Consider the following 17992-nt stretch of genomic DNA (forward strand, 5'->3'; position numbering starts at 1 on the left):
GCCGGGCATTTTCTCGATGCGTTTAGCAACAAAGCTTAATCACTTCCGAACAGATCGCGGGTATAGACTTTATCCGCCACATCCGCCAGCTCTTCTGCCATACGGTTAGAGATAATCACATCCGCTTCGTTCTTGAACGCATTCAGGTCACGAACCACGCGTGAATGGAAGAACTCATCTTCTTTCATCGCTGGCTCATAAATAATGACCTGCACGCCTTTCGCCTTAATACGCTTCATGATCCCCTGAATGGAAGAGGCGCGGAAATTATCCGAACCACTCTTCATAATCAGACGATAAACACCGACTACTTTGGGCTGGCGCGCCAGAATGGAGTCAGAGATAAAATCTTTGCGCGTACGGTTCGCTTCCACAATCGCGGAAATCAGGTTGTTAGGCACCGTCTGATAGTTTGCCAGTAGCTGTTTGGTATCTTTTGGCAGGCAGTAACCACCATACCCGAAGGATGGATTGTTGTAGTGATTGCCAATACGCGGGTCCAGACAAACACCTTCGATGATCTGTTTGGTGTTCAGACCCAGGCTCTCCGCGTAGCTGTCCAGCTCATTAAAGAAGGCAACGCGCATCGCCAGAAAGGTATTGGCGAAGAGCTTGATAGCCTCAGCTTCAGTGGTATCGGTGAACAGCACATCAATGTCTTTCTTGATCGCCCCCTCCTGCAACAGCGCCGCAAAGCGTTCCGCACGTTCGGAACGCTCACCAATAACAATACGCGATGGATACAGGTTGTCGTAAAGCGCCTTGCCTTCACGCAGGAATTCTGGAGAGAAGATCACGTTATCAATACCCAGCCTCTCTTTAATCGACTGGGTGAACCCGACCGGGATGGTTGATTTGATGATCATCACCGCATTCGGGTTAAGTGAGATGACGTCTTTAATGACGGCTTCTACGCTGGAGGTATTGAAGTAGTTGGTCTTCGGATCATAATCCGTTGGGGTGGCGATAATCACATAATCTGCACCGCGGTAAGCGTCTTCTTTGTCGGTCGTTGCGCGGAAGTTAAGCGGCTTATTGGCCAGATAATCCTCGATCTCTTTATCAGCAATCGGTGAGATCTTTTGATTTAGCATATCCACTTTGGCCTGCACGATATCCAGCGCGACCACTTCATGGTGCTGCGCAATCAGAATACCGTTAGAGAGACCGACATAGCCTGTTCCGGAGATTGTAATTTTCATTCGTTCAACTTCTTCAAGTATGAGTGTCAGGAGGCATCAGCAACGCCACCGCAATAAACAACTGTTGAGGTTTTTACCTCTTATGTTTATGCGCTGTCAAGGCAAAGCCCTTGCTGCTGGAGCGGGTAAAAAGAGTGATTTATCCTGCATTTGACCGATGTGGTTTTGCAAAGCAAGAAAAGACAGGGATGGGCGCAATAAAAAAGCCCGGCGTCACTCGCCGGGCTTATCTATGAGACTGAGTTAAATCAGATTAATCCAGCCATTCGGTGTGGAACACACCTTCTTTATCGGTACGCTTGTAGGTGTGCGCGCCGAAGTAGTCACGCTGCGCCTGAATCAGGTTCGCAGGCAACACCGCTGCACGGTAGCTATCGTAATATGCTACCGCTGCAGAGAAGGTGGGTACCGGGATACCGTTCTGAACCGCATAGGCAACGACATCACGCAGTGCCTGCTGGTATTCGTCAGCAATTTTCTTGAAGTATGGTGCCAGCAGCAGGTTAGCGATACCCGCGTTTTCAGCGTAAGCATCGGTGATTTTCTGCAAGAACTGAGCGCGAATGATGCAACCGGCGCGGAAGATCTTCGCGATCTCACCGTAATTCAGATCCCAGTTGTTTTCATCAGATGCGGCACGCAGCTGAGAGAAGCCCTGTGCGTAAGAGACGATTTTGCCCAGGTACAGTGCACGACGTACTTTCTCGACAAACTCAGCTTTATCACCCGCTGGTTTCGCCTGCGGCCCCGACAGCACTTTAGACGCTGCAACACGCTGCTCTTTCAGAGAAGAGATATAACGTGCAAAAACGGACTCAGTAATCAGAGAAAGTGGCTCGCCCAGATCCAGAGAGCTCTGGCTGGTCCACTTACCGGTACCTTTGTTTGCCGCTTCATCAAGAATGACATCAACCAGGTATTTACCTTCTTCGTCTTTCTTGGTGAAGATATCTTTAGTGATGTCGATCAGGTAACTATTCAGCTCACCGGTGTTCCACTCAGTGAAAGTCTGCGCCAGCTCTTCGTTAGACAGATTCAGGCCGCCCTTCAGCAACGAATAAGCTTCAGCAATCAGCTGCATATCGCCGTATTCGATACCGTTGTGAACCATTTTCACATAGTGGCCCGCACCATCCGGACCGATATAGGTCACGCAAGGTTCGCCATCTTCAGCAACAGCGGCGATTTTGGTCAGGATCGGCGCAACCAGCTCATAGGCTTCTTTCTGACCGCCAGGCATGATAGATGGACCTTTCAAAGCGCCCTCTTCACCACCGGACACGCCAGTACCGATGAAGTTGAAACCTTCAGCTGAGAGTTCACGGTTACGACGAATGGTGTCGTGGAAGAAGGTGTTACCGCCATCAATAATGATGTCGCCTTTATCCAGATACGGCTTCAGGGAATCGATGGCAGCATCTGTGCCAGCGCCTGCTTTCACCATTAACAGGATACGACGCGGCGTTTCAAGGGATTCAACAAACTCCTGTACCGTATAGAAGGGAACCAGTTTCTTGCCCGGGTTCTCGGCAATCACTTCTTCGGTTTTTTCACGGGAACGGTTGAAAACGGAGACGGTATAACCACGACTTTCGATATTGAGCGCCAGGTTGCGCCCCATCACTGCCATACCGACAACGCCGATCTGTTGTTTGGACATTACATACTCCTGTCAGGGGTGGTCACCGCAACTTATGCGCGGCTTGAATGTTTTGAAGATGTTAACTCAGTTTAATGCAAGTAGGATAGCGTAAGATGCTTTTAATTATTAATTGTATGTAACTCATGAAAGATACCATTAAAATTAATGATATTTAAAGGAATTGGACATCCTCTATCTTGCTACCAACGGGGAAAAGATTTTGCATTATTAGAGTCAAAAGGCCCCTCTTTAACTTCCATCATTAAAGCTTTTTCAGAGATACACTCAACACTATGTATGTCGCCGGGAGAAAATTCGACGACTGAGCAATTCGTGTTTTCTCCTACCATGAATTTTCGTTTTACCTCGCCGAATTCATTGTATAGACAAACTTCAATCACTCCTTCCATGACAATAAACATTTCCCACTGGTGAGATAATTCATGGAAGTGAGGTTCAACGTAACTCCCCTTTACTAACCCTATTAATAAGCGTTGAACTTTATCGTTATGGCTAGTATGTAACAAAAGATGTGAGCGAAGCCTTTCAGAAAGGCTGGCATTAGAAAATAAATTAGACAGTATGGTACGATCTATTAGTTTCATAATCAGCCTCCAGACTCCCTTCAATAGCACGCGCAGCGGCAGTTACAGAGAACTGTTGCCTAAGTAGTTTATTTGCACCATCTCCAAGTCTATGCCGCAATTCAGGATCCATCAATAAACGTTTTGCAGAATAAAATAATTTCTCATCTTCACCATTAATGTGGATAAAACCTGCACAGTTATTATTGACCAAATCAGAGAGGTCATTACCATTATTGACACTACCCAAGATTGGTATGGATTGAACCATATATCCAAGCAATTTCCCAGGGAAGTTGTGTGAAGAATGTTTTGGTGAAAGTGAAAAAAGTCCCACATCGACTTCAGTAAGTAAGGCTTTAAATTCATCCTGACTGACCGGAGGAATATAGGTAAAATTAGTTAATTGCCACTGCCGCGCAAGATTATTGATTAATTCAACCTCATCACCCTGACCAACAAAAAGAAAATGTGCCTGTTCATAATCTTGCATATTACGGGCCAAGCGCATTAAATTCGCCATATCTTGAGCGTGACCAATATTACCACCATATAGAAAAAGGATTTTTCCTTCAAGAGATAATCGAACACGGAAACTTTTTGCACATCCATATTTATCAGTCTGAACTGGTGAGACGCTAGCCCAATTTCTAAGGATTTCACAATTATAACCAGATTGTTTTTTTTGAAAAACCTCAAGATTTTTATCAGACATCAATCCGATACAATCAGCTTGATCGTAAGATTTTTTTTCAAAGACTCGAAAATATTTGTCAACGAGTGAGTCCTCTTTGATAATACCGGCATCAATCACCCACTGTGGAAACATATCACGCAGGACGAGATAAGCAGGGCATCTGCAGCGATGTTTTATCTTATGTACCAGCCCTCCCCAAAAAATAGTTGGAGAATAATAGACAATACCATCGAAACTGTTTCCCGAGATTAAATGCTGAACGGATTTCCATGCTTTTGTTGACAGTAAAGTTTCATTAATTGCCCTATGTATACGCCCAACATCTTTAAGCGGGCCACTTTTAAAACGCCATACTGTTATGCCATCCAGGTCATCTATCATTAATGTTTTTACCTGACAACATTCTGGTGTAATAACAGTGATGGTATGACCATGTGATTGCAATTCCAAAGCTAATTCATGAAACATTTTCGCCCCCACCCTCGTACTCGAGGGCAGGTAATCATCAATGATTAATGCAAGTTTCATTAATAATCTTTCCAAACAACACGTTTCACATAATCTGTGTATGAATGAATAATTCTAACAATTTTGTCAGATACATTAGGCATACTATAATCAGACACTTGACGCAACAAACGTTCCTCGCCGCGTGGTTGAGATTCCAAAATTTCAAGAGCTTGTAATACTCGCTCGGTCTCCAGGCCCACCATCATAACAGAAGCTTCTTCAAATCCCTCTGGACGTTCGTGTGCTTCACGAATATTCAAAGCCGGGAAGTTCATTATGGAAGATTCTTCAGTGATAGTTCCACTATCAGATAACACCGCTCGCGCATTTTTTTGCAAATGATTATAGTCATGGAAGCCTAGTGGCTTCAGTAACTGAATATGTGAGTTAAATTCAATTCCAGCTTCATTGATACGATTTCGCGTACGTGGATGTGTAGAAACGATAACAGGCAGGTTATATTTTTCTGCAACGGCATTAAGTGAATCAGCAAGTTTCTTTAATTGACGTGGAGAATCAACATTTTCTTCACGATGTGCGCTAACAACGAAAAACTTCTCTTTTTCTAATCCGAGACGAATAAGTATATCCGAACGGTCAATCTGTGGCATATAATAGCTCAGCACTTCATACATCGGGCTACCAGTTTTAATAATCCGATCCGCAGGAATTCCTTCAGCCAACAAATAATTGCGTGCAATAGTACTGTAGGTTAAATTAATATCAGCAGTGTGGTCAACAATACGCCGATTTGTTTCTTCCGGAACTCTCTGATCAAAACAGCGATTACCAGCTTCCATATGGAAAATAGGAATTTTACGCCTTTTTGCAGGAATTGCAGATATACATGAGTTAGTGTCACCAAGGATCAACATCGCGTCAGGTTTTTCAATCTGCAATGTTTTATCGACTTTAATAATAACCTGACCTATTGTTTCTGCTGCACTCTCGCCTGCGGCATCAAGAAAATGGTCGGGTTTGCGCACACCCAAATCGTTGAAAAAAATTTGATTCAATTCAAAATCATAATTTTGACCGGTATGAACCAAAATATGTTCGCAGTATTGGTCGAGTTTGGACAAAACACGAGAAAGGCGGATAATTTCTGGTCGTGTTCCGACAACAGTCATCACTTTCAATTTTTTCATTTTAAAGGTCTCGCTATTGTATCCGGTGCTTCACGATCGAAAATTTCATTCGCCCAAAGCATAACAAGAAGTTCTTCTTCACCAATATTTGTCACATCGTGAGACCATCCAGGTACTGTTTCCACGATTTGATAATTGTCACTACTAACGTCAACCTGGTATTTTTCACCGGTTTGGATATTTTCAAACTTAAAGCATGCTCTACCCTTTAAAACTAAGAATTTCTCATTTTTAGTATGATGATAATGACCCCCTCTGGTGATTCCGGGATGCGCCGTAAAAAATGAAAACTGGCCAGCACTTTTCGTCTTTAACATCTCACAAAAAACACCACGAGCGTCAGCGTATGATGCAACAGGGTATGTGAACTGTTCTGGTCTAAAGTAGCTGAGCCATGTGGAGTAAAGGGCTCGAGTAAATCCTATACCAACGTCTTCCGTAATAAGAGTTGAACGACTATTTTTAAAAGTATGCAATAAAGTAGCGACTTCACCAACCGTGACATTATATTCTGGTAATATTTTCCTGTAACCCGAAACCGAGGTCTTATCAAGCAACGAAATTAAATCCTGGCATAAATCATCAATATATATTAACGTAACTTCAGCATTTTGGTCATTTATTTGAATATCATGACCCTGAGAGATATTATGGCAAAAAGTTGCAACGAAAGAGTTATAATTTGGCCGGCACCATTTTCCAAAAACGTTTGGGAAACGATAGATGTAAAATTGTGCATTATTTTTTAACCCATATACTTCAACACATTTTTCCGCTTGTGCTTTACTTATCCCATAAGCATTATCACGCTCAGCCTGTATTGAGGAACTAAGCATAATAGGTGTATTTTTATTGTTTTCCTCAAGAGTATCAATGATTTCTTGGGTGAGATTAAAATTCCCCTCAAAAAATTCCGAGTCAGTTTGTGGCCGATTAACGCCAGCGAGATGGTAAATAAAATCTGCTTGGTATAGCCCTGCATGCAGTTCTTTTTTTGAAGACGCACGGTCGATTTTTATAAGATCATCAAATCCTTTATCATTAAGCATAGTACAAAGATTTCGGCCAATGAAACCATCCGCACCAGTTATCAATATTTTCATATTATGAATCCAGTTCGAATTTTTCACCAGCACGAAGTGCTCTTATAAAAGCCAGTTTCAATAGTAATTTTTTCATACCTTCAACATCAAGGCGATGAGTATTATGAGAGTTATAATCTTCAACTTCAGATATACGACGATCACCCTGCTCTACATATTTCCCATAATTTAAATCGCGTAAATCCGGTGGAACTCGATAGTAATCACCCATATCAACACAAGCAATCATTTCTTCACGACTCAGCAATGCCTCATACAATTTTTCGCCATGACGTGTTCCAATAACATTTATGGAGTGTTCAGGCACACCTAATAAATCTTTCAATGCGATAGCGAGAGTTTCAATGGTCGCTGCTGGAGCCTTCTGGACAAAAATATCTCCATTATTACCATGCTCAAACGCATAAAGCACCAAGTCAACTGCATCTTCAAGCGTCATCATAAAACGGGTCATATTCGGATCGGTAATTGTCAAAGGTTCTCCGGCCCGAATTAAATCCACAAACAATGGAATTACTGAGCCTCGAGACGCCATGACATTACCGTAACGAGTGCCACAAATAACCGTTTTACTACTATCAACATTTCGAGATTTAGCAACCATCACTTTTTCCATCATTGCCTTAGAAATTCCCATGGCATTGATCGGATATACGGCTTTGTCAGTACTTAGGCAAACAACTTTTTTGACCGCATTTGTAATTGCAGCTTCAAGAATATTTTCTGTACCTAGTACATTAGTTTTCACTGCTTCCATCGGGTGAAATTCACATGAAGGTACCTGTTTCAAAGCAGCCGCATGATAAATAAAATCAACTCCGCGAGATGCATTTAAGATACTTCCATAATCTCGAACATCACCAATATAAAATTTAAGCTTTGGGCTGTTATATTTTTTTCGCATATCATCTTGTTTTTTTTCATCACGCGAAAAAATCCTAATTTCTTTAATGTCTGTATCAAGAAATCGATTCAATACAGCATTACCGAAGGAACCTGTACCACCTGTAATTAACAACACTCTATCTTTAAACATTTTTTTCCCTATTCTCACGCTATATATTCTTTAACCAAAGACATTATCTTATCTACACGACGTTCTTGAGAACCATACTTTGAGACAATACTAATAGCCTTCACGTATCTACTCTCAATATCAATATCTTCTAACGCAGCATATAATGTATCTGCATAACTATTCATATCATCACTTGTATAGTAATAGGCATAATTCCCACATATTGATTCTGAAAAGTCAAACCGCGGCACAACTAATGGTTTCAAGGTGGCCATGGCTTCAATATAACTGGTTGAAAACACCTCAAGTGCACTTGGCTGTAAAATCACATCATACTGCTTATAAATAGCTAAAGCGTCTTTATGTTGAAATGCTCCAATATTAATAAAAGAAGATTCAACATTAAGTTTTCGAGCGATCGCTACAATGCTTTCATAATCACACTGAGATTGAACTGTAAAAATCACATCAACTTCATAACCATATTTTTTTTGTAACAATGAAATTACATGAGGAATTTTCTCGAGATCTTTATGTTTGTAGTATGCAGTTGGAACTAATATTTTCTTTACTGTAGATTGAGATTCGATTTCGTAAGCGTCAATATTTATAGTATTGAGATATTCTATAAACTCTTCTGAGACGGAATTATAAATTACATGGATCGGTGCACTGGCACCGACGATCATATGTAAACTCTTTTCTGATGACTCAGTTTGAACAATCCATACATCAGCTTTCTTTATTTCTTTTCTCTGATAAATTGTTTTTAGTCTTCGCTTGAACTGTTCAACATAATTCCCATATAATTTATATGCATAATTCGAAGCTCCCAGTATATAAGGGTTACTACAGCCCAAAATATGTCGCACAGGAAAAGAAATATATGCAGGCCCTGCTGAGGTATATACAAGCTTTGGCATTAACCTCTTTACTAGTTTTAAAATCTCTCTGCGAGTAATTAGTGATGATGCTGGGGATTTGTATGCTACATAAAATGTCCCGTCTTGCATCAGATGCCTAACTTGATCAAAAACTTGTGGGCTCAGCAAAAAATACCATTGTAAGTTAAAGCCATTATTCATGAAAACATGATTGATAAAATTCACACTATTCTGGATGCCACCACCAACTACATTGGTTGAGCAATTAAATACTATATCAAATTTATTGGTATTATCCATTACTTAGCTTGCCTAAAGAACATATGTAACCTTTCAACGTTGGCTTTAATTGAATACTTATTGTCAAAAATATTTGCAATACTGTGCCGGAACCGTATTTTATTATCGAAAGCATTCTCAATCAATTGGTTAATATTGTCTTTCCCTGGCTGGAATAAAATACCGGTTTCTGGAAAATCATCCACAATATCCCCCACCCCATTTGTTATAACTGGAACTCCATGTGATAGTGCTTCAACATATTTTGAAGGAAAACCTGCTAGAGCGTAGCGTTTGTGTTCCCTAAAGAAGACGCAGTAGTCAATTTTTTTATAATAATCTATAACTTCAGACATTTTTAAACGACCTAAAAAAACGCATATAGTATCAAGAATATTGTTATTAATATTACATGCTGGGTATTGTTCTAAAAAGTCATCTTTTGTTATTCCAGCGATATAAAACCTTATCGAGATATCTATTTCCTTATTACTCAGCAAATCATATATAAATAAATCGAGTCGATCTTTTTTGCCCGGCGAACCCGCATACATAAAAGTCACATCATAATCACCGGTTTTATTACTCGATCTAATAGTATTGTTTTCATCAGCAAGTGGAGGGACTTTAATTACATGTATTTTTTTTTGTTGATAGTAATGCTCAAGAAAACTTGAAATAGCAATAACATTTCTGACTAATGGATATGCCAAGCGCATGCGGAACCAATTTTCAATTGACGCCGGACCGTAACTTCCGCCGATGATATGCTCGCTTTCATACCATTCCGTTGAGTCTAGCACCAGCTTTTTATTAAATAAATAGCTCATAATTACACATGCCACTGTAAAAACAAAAGGTGTGTTATAAAGAACAATATGTGTAAATCGATCTCTTTTTCTAAACATCCACGGAATTATTGTTATTCCCATAAATAAAAAACCGAATAATTTTTTAAATTTCGAGTCGCGTTTTTTATCCAACAATGAAAATGATAAATGGGAGATCTTTCTGGTCAACGATGTCTCTTTAGTTGTTCCTTGTTCCCAACCACCAATTATTATGTTTTCGCAATCATTAAATTTTTCGATAGTTTTTGCGATATTTAGCACTCGCTTACCAGCAGCGTCTTTATCAGGAAACCTAAACATACCTGTATAAAATACTGACAAACTATCCATTAATTAAACTCCCTCTTTTCCTATAATTTATATACATGCAGATACCCAATATCTGTAGGATTGGGAAAAAGAGAATAAAGTATCTTAAATTTATTGTTGGGTTAAATAGCCAAATACCAAAGAATGCATTGATCATAGCAAGTAGATACTTCTCTTTTTTTCCCATGTAAAAACGATAATTCAGGATGACGTTTATCAAAAATGGTGAAAGAAGCAACAGGAAGATGACCTGAGGAATATTTTTCATTCTGCCTACATCTATCACTTCACCATTTATAAAATCGAATGAGATTAATGCATCATGAATATATTGAATTGCACGTACAGGATTTAGCAATAGTGAGCCGATATAATATTTTGTATTTAGGCTATAAACCAAGTAACTCATACCATCTGACAGTGTTGATTCATTAAAGAAATCAATTTGATACTTTGCCAGCACACCATTCATCAACGACAGAAAAATATAAACACAAATGAATTTTAATACATGATTTTTTTTACCAACTACAAAAAATAAATATAATAAAAGTAACGCAGGCAATTGAAATCGAATTAACATTGATAATATGGTTAAAATGAAAAATTGTCTCCATTGTTTACTTATCGAATAGTTTATGGCAAGTAAAATTATTAATATAGTGAATGAGTCTTTATTGATAAGTTGGGCGAAATACAAAAGTGGGGACATAACAAAAAAAGTGAGTGTCCAGACTGGGTTTAATCCGAGTTTATATATAATCGACGAATAAACTCTCATTGCATACATCATAATAATCAGGTTAACAACCAATGCCAGCGTCTCATAATTGAGTTCTAGATCTATTTGTTCAAGAATAGTATGAATACAATAATATACGAGAGATATGCCAAAGTTATTATTCAATCCAGATAATGTTACCCAATCACCAGTTTTTTCTATCTCATCAATATAGCTAAGGTAAACATAATGATCATGGATATTTACGGGATTGAGCCACCCTTTAATTGGTTCATAAGTGAACCCTGTATCATATGCAAACAGCCAAAAATAAATAAAACAGGACATGCAGAATATTATAAAGAGATAATATTTGAATATTATAATGGATTTGTTCTGATGGTTAATTTCCATATTATTCTTCACGTCCAAAGTTGTAGAGACAATACGATAACGAAGCAAAACAATACATATACATGACAATATCGCATATCAAATTTCATTGGATGTAGCTTTTCAGCCACAAGCCAGGTTGAATATGTCAGGATAATGTTTGATATAAGTATAGAATATGCTACTCCATTCAACCCCCACATAACCCCTGCAAATATCATTAAAATGAACAATAGAATCGTATTGCTGATGTAAATATATGAAATATACTTCACTTTTTCACTTATTTTTATACCGGCATCTACCATTTCTTTAATCACTAAAAATGATGCCGCGACAATCATAATATAAGTTGGTAATTCTGCTTGTATATATTCCTTCGAAATATAAAACTTAAATATAAAAGCGCTTAGAGCAAATAAAGCCAAGACTACAACGGGCATTATTGTAATAATTAATTTAAAAATGAGAGTAACGTCTTTACGTGCGGCGTCTTGATGTTTATCGTACAGTAATGGATACCATACCATACAAAATGCACTCAACCCCACTAACATAAGTGTTGATATTTTACTCGCAACAGCAAAGATTCCAATTGTTGTTTGTGAAAATATTGTGAACAAAACAAAACGATTTCCGTATTGAGCTACGACACTAGCAATACGAGCAGGCATTTGCGGTAATGCAAAACTCCAAATTTTTCCTGCATCTTCTTTATTAATGCTTAATACCCACAGCTCCTTAGTTATTAAAGCTGACAGTAACACTGTAATAACATACGAGACCAATAATGCCAAGAAGTAACCTTGAACCCCGGAATTAAATTTAACAATAGCAACGTAGGCAAGTGTCGCAAAAAGAGTGGTTTGTAGTGCATTCACTACAATGACGTACTTTATAGGTCGAGAATATCGAATGATTAAACTATTTATTATATGTAGATTAGCAAACAAAATAGATCCGCCTGCGATCAATAAGATAGTATAAGCATTCTCTCCAAGAGACAGAACATTGACAGATAACGGAATAGTAATAAAAAATATTATGGTAGTTAATACTGATAATTTAATGACTCCCATTAGCGTTGCTTTAGGTATACAGGGACTCAGGTGGTAGTATCTTTGTAAGCTAGTATCTAACTGACACATGCCGAACACCATAAAAATATTATATAACGATAAGACTAATTCAAGCTGTCCCATATCCTGAGGGGCTAAATAGTGAGTGAAAATTGGCGTCAACAAGAATGGAAGTAGCCTTGATAACCCTGAAACAAACAAAAAAATGATAATTTCACGTATAAATTTAGAAATCATAAGTAATATTATGACGCAGCTATTGTATATTTCAAAAGAGCACGCTACCGCCCCTGGCTTGACAGCTACCAGTGCACTGAGCGTATCGAATTGTGAATGCCTGGGTGGCTATATTTTGTACAACCGAGAATCTTTAATTTTCACGACACATCCGTTAATTGTCGTCCTAATCTGCGACAGAAACAAGCAGAAATCCTTATCAGACGGTCCAAAAGTAAGCTACCTAACTCATTGAAACAGCTGTAGTTTAAAATGCAAAAGCGGCAACTATCATACTTGAGTCATATATCAACTCAGAATGACAGATTGCCGCGACTTGCGTTTTAAACTGCTAACCGTTTGAAAAAGTTAATCGTTAGCCAGTAGCTTCTGAATGCTACTTCTGAACTTTTGCCCTTCCTTGAGGTTACGCAGACCATAATTCACAAATGCCTGCATATAGCCCATTTTCTTGCCGCAATCGTAGCTATCACCGGTCATCAGCATCGCATCAACGGACTGTTTTTTTGCCAACTGTGCGATGGCATCCGTCAGTTGTACACGACCCCACGCGCCTGGCTCTGTATTTTCCAGTTCTGCCCAGATATCAGCATTCAACACATAACGGCCTACTGCCATCAGGTCGGAATCCAGCGTCTGTGGCTGATCGGGTTTTTCGATAAACTCTACAATACGGCTCACCTGCCCTTCAGAATCCAGAGGTTCTTTGGTCTGGATGACAGAGTATTCAGAGAGATCGCCTTTCATGCGTTTCGCCAGCACCTGGCTACGACCCGTTTCGTTGAAACGCGCGACCATTGCCGCAAGGTTATAGCGCAACGGATCGGCAGAAGCATTATCCAGAATGATATCAGGCAGCACGACGATGAACGGGTTGTCGCCGACAATCGGGCGAGCACACAAAATGGAGTGACCCAGTCCAAGCGGTTGTGCCTGACGAACGTTCATAATGGTCACCCCTGGCGGGCAGATCGACTGCACTTCGGCCAGAAGCTGACGTTTAACGCGCTGCTCAAGCAACGCTTCGAGTTCATAAGAGGTGTCGAAGTGGTTTTCTACCGCATTCTTGGAAGAGTGGGTCACCAGAACGATTTCTTTGATCCCTGCAGCAACAATCTCGTCAACGATGTATTGAATCATCGGCTTGTCAACGATCGGCAGCATCTCTTTAGGAATCGCTTTCGTGGCTGGCAACATGTGCATGCCTAAGCCTGCTACCGGAATGACTGCTTTCAAATTAATCATTATTTCTTCCACCTTAAAATGGTTGCCGAATTATAGCTCTTAAACCTTTTTTCGCCAGCATGATTTGGTTCATAACCCGACCGATGTTACTCTTTTGATACATAAATTACAGTAGCTGTATTCCTAATCGGTCACAGCTTTGATTCAGATTTGTCGCAAAATCGCATAGAGGTGTTCACCTGTGCGGCAACGTAAAATTCAGTCGCTCAACATTCACCACATGCTGATCCACCCGGTCTATATCGACTGAACTCTGCCCTTTCTCATTGACTGCGGTGACGTTTGCCAGAGAGAGCAGCGTCTCTTCTTTGGCCATAAACTTGCCGCGAACATCTTTTCGCAGGTCAAAATTCATAGTCAGCGCCGGACCCACTTTGCTTTCCTGCATCACATTGATATTACGCAAAAAAAGATGCTGAGGTTTGTTATGCAGCTCCAGCGTCGCGCGCTTCATGTCCACGTTAGTGATAGCCACAAACGAGGTCGCATTCCCCGACGAAATCTGGATGCCGCGCAATTTATACGCAAGCTGTCGGTTATCCAGGCGAATATCATTGAGCTTAAAATTCTGCGGTATCGACAAATAATCGCCCTTGATAACCCCGTAGCCAATTAACATGCCTGCGCTATCGACCATGTCGATATTATCAATGACGAAATTATCACAGCCATAAATGGCTACCGTGGCATTGTCGATTCCTGCCTTCTTACTGAAATCCGGTGTAATATTTTTGGCTTTCACATTACGGATGATAAAGTGTTTGCCGTTTTCCACATGGACCAGTTGCCGACAGTTACTGCCGGTGATATTCGCCACCACGAAGTTCTTAACAGTCTGTTTTTCCGGGTACTCATTGTCATAGGTACTCCCGGCCAGACCAATCCCGATACCCCAGTTTATCTTGCCGTTAGTGCAGTTGATGTTGTCGATAACATGGTCTGATATCAGGATATTGCGATCGTTAATCGCCACGTTCCACTCAATCGCATCACCCTGCAGATGGCTAAAGTGGCTATTGGTGATCCGCGCGCCATCCACCTGATTATGAAAGCCCTGGCGCAAAATGGCGTAGTTGGCCTGGGTGACGGTAATCTTGTCGATCAGCAGATTACGCATCACCCGCGGTTTTTTACCGCCAATGTAAATCTGCGTGACCGGCCCAAAACCGCTCATTGCCAGCCCCTGAATCACACAACCGGATCCCCGCACATCCAGAGTAATATTTTCCGTGCGCCCTTTCCCTTCACCAATAACTTTACTGCCCTCCTGCAACACGAATCGTCCGCGGCCATTGCCGGTCAAAGCCCCGCGAATAAGCAGCGTTTTTCCATCCGGAATAAAAATCCCGGTGTTGATATTCTTGCAGGTGAGATTTTCAGGGACCACAACCGTATCCCCATCCGCAAAAGCCTGTTTAAAAGAGGCAATCCAGTCGTTGTGATTATACTGGCTGATATCAACCGTCCCGCCGCCGGTAGCGCGCGCAATACGCGAGGAGAGTAGCGGGGTAGCGGCCAGCAAAGAGCATGACGTGACAAAGGTGCGTCGGGTTATTTTTTTCAGCATACAACCTCGGCTTATAGCGTGTGTAACAGGCTCGCTAATTCACGATTTATCACCTGCTGATTAAATTCGGTTTCGACTTTTTGACGCGCATTGCGCAGAACCGGTATCAGCTCTTGCTGGTCGATATCGCTGAACGCAGCCAGACGATCGGCAAGGGCGGCAGCGTTGTTTTCAGGCACCAGCCAGCCGGAGTGGCCCGGGTCGATCAGCTCCGGAATACCGCTATGCACGGTTGAGACCACAGGGATACCCACGGCCATTGCTTCCATCAACGCCACCGGGATCCCTTCCATATCGCCATCCGCGCCGGTGACCGACGGCAGCAAAAACACATCGGCGTCATCAAGCATCGCTTTCACTTCATGGCTGGGTTTGAAACCCGGCATTTCGACATAGCCTTCCAGCTGATATTGCTCGATAAGCGTACGCAGGCGACGCTCCCACGGGCCAATGCCCAGAATACGATAGTGAAAGTCCACCCCGCGCGATTTCAGCTGGCGGCAGGCCTCAATCGCGACATGCAGTCCTTTCTTCTCGGTGAGACGCGCCACGGAGATAATTTGCAGCGGTTTACCCGGCACTTTGACCGGGCGCTGCGTGAAGCGATCCATGTCGACGCCCATCCGTGAAACGGTGATCTTCTCCCCAGGGCAGCCCATGCTTTTCAGCCGTCCGGCCCACAGCTCGCTGATGGGCAGCATCATGTCGCCGCGACGAAACAGCTGCTGATATTCACCGGTATAATGGTTAAGCACTTCGTGGCTGGAGATATCAATACCATGAAAAATAGTCGCAATTTTACCGTCGATCACTCCCAGTTCGCGCAGTTTAGCGGCCGTCACGCCTGCCGGGCCAAAGTGCGCAATAAACACATCCGCCTTGTATGGCTGCGCCGTTTGCCCGCAGATTGAGGAGAGGATCAGATTGCGCGATTCATCGCCATAGCGCGAGACGTTCAGCGCGCGCCAGGTCGTGGGGCGATGCAATCCGCAAAGCGTCCGGCTGGCCCGATGGCGCAGTTTCGCCAGGCGTCCTTGCGGCTCATCCTGCAACCAGCGGGTTTTCGCCGCAAGATCGTACTGCGTCCAGGCGGCATGGGTGTTCTGCGTGTCGCCCTTTTGCAGGGCAACAATCTCCACGTCGTAACCCATATCAATAAACGCGGTGATTTGGTTCAGCACAAACGTTTCAGAAGAGAGCGGGAATTTCAGTAAGAAGAAACCAACCTTCATTTGCCCTCCCCGATGCGTTCGAGAACGGATTTCACCATGTTCATCCCGTTTTCCCGCTCGGCTTTAACGGCCTGCGCCAGGCGCTGGTTGATGGCCGGCAATTGCCCCAGCGTATCCCCTACCATCGCCTCCAGAGAGCCATCCAGCAGATGGCGAATATCCACCGCCATCTCCGGCATCCCAAGCTGCTGCATAATGCCGGCAGATTTGTGTTCATAGTTGATGGCGATGGCTGGCGTACCAAAGTTCATCGAGATAATCGCGGAGTGCAAACGCGTCCCCACCGTCAGGTCGCAGGATGAGAGCAACTTGCCCATTTCGAGATCGTTAAGCTCGTCCATCACCACGTGATAGCGCGACGGGTCATTCACCAGATGGCGCAGATTTAGCGCCACCATGCGGTCATCTTTGTTGTAGCTGTCGATCCCGGTACATGTGGACAATGCCAGCACCTGATAGCCGCTATCGAGCACGCGGTTCACCACCCCGGCGAACGCTTTTTCATAAGCCGCCTGGGTCGTTCCCAGTCGCTTATCAAACGGGGCCAGTTCACGCAGCGTGATAGCGACCGTTTTTTGCTTTGCCGTCACGTCCAGCCAGTGTTGCACGGCATAGCTCGGGGTGAAATTCGCTTCCTGATGATCGACCAGCCAGGCCGTATCCACGCCGTGCTCGACTTTACTGGTATCAATATCGCTGCGCTTCATCAGATCCAGACTGACCGATTCGCGCAGGATCAGCGCATCGCAATGGCCAAAGACATAGTTTGCCAGCTGGTTAAACTGCGGATTCTGGAAGGGACCGACGCTGTGGCCAATCATGAACAGAGGCTTTTTCGCCATAAACGTACAAAGCGCATGCTCAAACTGCGGCACGCCGTAGAGATCGACAAAGAACGATCCCCCCACCTGAATAATGGCGTCATAGCCCGACAGCAAACGAACAAAATCGGTAAAGCCCTGGGCGATGGCAATATTGCGCAGCTTGCCGGTATCGGTCACGCGCGACAACAGCACCTGGTGCTGATAGCGACGGCGCAGCACTTTCTTTACGCGCCCCATCACACCAGCAGCATTGTTGTGTTGCTTCATCTGGCTGTACAGCGGGTCACCCATCACCGGACGATTCAGCAGCCAGGATGAACTCACCGGATAGCGGCTCATCACATCCACTTCGGTCTCAGGCTCGAGCGTGTTAATGGCATCGAGCAAACCGCGCAGAATGGCGCTGTCGCCACGGTTGCCGCAAGTATGGTTGCCAAGAATCAGTAATTTCATAATGACCTCTTAAA

The 17992-nt window shown here is 42.7% G+C and carries 15 protein-coding genes; all 15 read right to left on the reverse strand.

Translation table 11 applies throughout. The features are described from left to right. Positions 1-35 precede the first annotated feature (35 nt). A complete protein-coding gene (gene ugd / locus SOM82_RS13070) occupies positions 36-1202 on the reverse strand; it encodes a UDP-glucose 6-dehydrogenase (RefSeq protein WP_320459845.1) in 1167 nt (388 codons plus the stop codon). Between the two features lie 253 nt (positions 1203-1455). Then, positions 1456-2862: an NADP-dependent phosphogluconate dehydrogenase gene (gene gnd, locus SOM82_RS13075; RefSeq protein WP_320459844.1), complete on the reverse strand. Its 1407-nt coding sequence runs from the start codon at positions 2860-2862 to the stop codon at positions 1456-1458. 182 nt (positions 2863-3044) lie between these two features. Further along, complete coding sequence (locus SOM82_RS13080; protein ID WP_320459843.1) at positions 3045-3449, reverse strand: WbuC family cupin fold metalloprotein; 405 nt, start codon at positions 3447-3449, stop codon at positions 3045-3047. Then, positions 3418-4653, reverse strand: coding sequence for a glycosyltransferase family 4 protein (locus SOM82_RS13085; protein WP_320459842.1), 1236 nt, complete (start codon positions 4651-4653; stop codon positions 3418-3420). Before SOM82_RS13085 ends, SOM82_RS13080 begins: the two co-directional genes overlap by 32 nt. Further along, the gene (gene wecB, locus SOM82_RS13090) at positions 4653-5783 is read right to left on the reverse strand and encodes a non-hydrolyzing UDP-N-acetylglucosamine 2-epimerase (RefSeq protein WP_320459841.1); all 1131 of its coding nucleotides are present in this window, start codon (positions 5781-5783) and stop codon (positions 4653-4655) included. The genes SOM82_RS13085 and wecB overlap by 1 nt, the downstream gene beginning before the upstream one ends. Further along, complete coding sequence (gene wbjC / locus SOM82_RS13095; RefSeq protein WP_320459840.1) at positions 5780-6886, reverse strand: UDP-2-acetamido-2,6-beta-L-arabino-hexul-4-ose reductase; 1107 nt, start codon at positions 6884-6886, stop codon at positions 5780-5782. Before wbjC ends, wecB begins: the two co-directional genes overlap by 4 nt. Before the next feature lies 1 nt (position 6887). Next, entirely contained in the window at positions 6888-7922 is a 1035-nt protein-coding gene (gene fnlA / locus SOM82_RS13100; RefSeq protein ID WP_154129020.1) for a UDP-N-acetylglucosamine 4,6-dehydratase/5-epimerase, read from the reverse strand. A 14-nt stretch (positions 7923-7936) separates the two neighbouring features. After that, entirely contained in the window at positions 7937-9088 is a 1152-nt protein-coding gene (locus SOM82_RS13105; protein WP_320459839.1) for a glycosyltransferase, read from the reverse strand. Continuing rightward, complete coding sequence (locus tag SOM82_RS13110) at positions 9088-10248, reverse strand: glycosyltransferase (protein WP_320459838.1); 1161 nt, start codon at positions 10246-10248, stop codon at positions 9088-9090. The genes SOM82_RS13105 and SOM82_RS13110 overlap by 1 nt, the downstream gene beginning before the upstream one ends. Continuing rightward, the gene (locus tag SOM82_RS13115; protein ID WP_501083529.1) at positions 10241-11362 is read right to left on the reverse strand and encodes a hypothetical protein; all 1122 of its coding nucleotides are present in this window, start codon (positions 11360-11362) and stop codon (positions 10241-10243) included. Before SOM82_RS13115 ends, SOM82_RS13110 begins: the two co-directional genes overlap by 8 nt. An 8-nt stretch (positions 11363-11370) precedes the next feature. Continuing rightward, positions 11371-12657, reverse strand: a complete 1287-nt coding sequence (locus SOM82_RS13120; RefSeq protein ID WP_320459836.1) for a lipopolysaccharide biosynthesis protein — start codon at positions 12655-12657, stop codon at positions 11371-11373. A gap of 348 nt (positions 12658-13005) precedes the next feature. Then, positions 13006-13902, reverse strand: a complete 897-nt coding sequence (gene galF, locus SOM82_RS13125; protein WP_154127294.1) for a GalU regulator GalF — start codon at positions 13900-13902, stop codon at positions 13006-13008. A gap of 175 nt (positions 13903-14077) precedes the next feature. Further along, the gene (gene wcaM / locus SOM82_RS13130) at positions 14078-15469 is read right to left on the reverse strand and encodes a colanic acid biosynthesis protein WcaM (protein ID WP_320459835.1); all 1392 of its coding nucleotides are present in this window, start codon (positions 15467-15469) and stop codon (positions 14078-14080) included. Between the two features lie 11 nt (positions 15470-15480). Then, positions 15481-16701, reverse strand: a complete 1221-nt coding sequence (gene wcaL / locus SOM82_RS13135; RefSeq protein WP_320459834.1) for a colanic acid biosynthesis glycosyltransferase WcaL — start codon at positions 16699-16701, stop codon at positions 15481-15483. After that, the gene (gene wcaK, locus SOM82_RS13140) at positions 16698-17978 is read right to left on the reverse strand and encodes a colanic acid biosynthesis pyruvyl transferase WcaK (RefSeq protein ID WP_154127297.1); all 1281 of its coding nucleotides are present in this window, start codon (positions 17976-17978) and stop codon (positions 16698-16700) included. Before wcaK ends, wcaL begins: the two co-directional genes overlap by 4 nt. Between the last annotated feature and the right edge of the window lie 14 nt (positions 17979-17992).

This window comes from Lelliottia sp. CFBP8978 (assembly GCF_034046055.2).
Lineage (GTDB): Bacteria > Pseudomonadota > Gammaproteobacteria > Enterobacterales > Enterobacteriaceae > Enterobacter.

What these genes read in the sequence shown, in the direction of transcription:
- SOM82_RS13080 (WP_320459843.1), bottom strand. Translation starts at nt 3,449, where the DNA reads ATGAAACTAATAGATCGTACCATACTGTCTAATTTATTTTCTAATGCC.
- SOM82_RS13115 (WP_501083529.1), bottom strand. Translation starts at nt 11,362, where the DNA reads ATGGAAATTAACCATCAGAACAAATCCATTATAATATTCAAATATTAT.
- wcaL (WP_320459834.1), bottom strand. Translation starts at nt 16,701, where the DNA reads ATGAAGGTTGGTTTCTTCTTACTGAAATTCCCGCTCTCTTCTGAAACG.
- SOM82_RS13120 (WP_320459836.1), bottom strand. Translation starts at nt 12,657, where the DNA reads ATGATTTCTAAATTTATACGTGAAATTATCATTTTTTTGTTTGTTTCA.
- SOM82_RS13085 (WP_320459842.1), bottom strand. Translation starts at nt 4,653, where the DNA reads ATGAAACTTGCATTAATCATTGATGATTACCTGCCCTCGAGTACGAGG.
- wbjC (WP_320459840.1), bottom strand. Translation starts at nt 6,886, where the DNA reads ATGAAAATATTGATAACTGGTGCGGATGGTTTCATTGGCCGAAATCTT.
- ugd (WP_320459845.1), bottom strand. Translation starts at nt 1,202, where the DNA reads ATGAAAATTACAATCTCCGGAACAGGCTATGTCGGTCTCTCTAACGGT.
- wcaK (WP_154127297.1), bottom strand. Translation starts at nt 17,978, where the DNA reads ATGAAATTACTGATTCTTGGCAACCATACTTGCGGCAACCGTGGCGAC.
- galF (WP_154127294.1), bottom strand. Translation starts at nt 13,902, where the DNA reads ATGATTAATTTGAAAGCAGTCATTCCGGTAGCAGGCTTAGGCATGCAC.
- gnd (WP_320459844.1), bottom strand. Translation starts at nt 2,862, where the DNA reads ATGTCCAAACAACAGATCGGCGTTGTCGGTATGGCAGTGATGGGGCGC.
- SOM82_RS13110 (WP_320459838.1), bottom strand. Translation starts at nt 10,248, where the DNA reads ATGGATAGTTTGTCAGTATTTTATACAGGTATGTTTAGGTTTCCTGAT.
- SOM82_RS13105 (WP_320459839.1), bottom strand. Translation starts at nt 9,088, where the DNA reads ATGGATAATACCAATAAATTTGATATAGTATTTAATTGCTCAACCAAT.
- wecB (WP_320459841.1), bottom strand. Translation starts at nt 5,783, where the DNA reads ATGAAAAAATTGAAAGTGATGACTGTTGTCGGAACACGACCAGAAATT.
- wcaM (WP_320459835.1), bottom strand. Translation starts at nt 15,469, where the DNA reads ATGCTGAAAAAAATAACCCGACGCACCTTTGTCACGTCATGCTCTTTG.
- fnlA (WP_154129020.1), bottom strand. Translation starts at nt 7,922, where the DNA reads ATGTTTAAAGATAGAGTGTTGTTAATTACAGGTGGTACAGGTTCCTTC.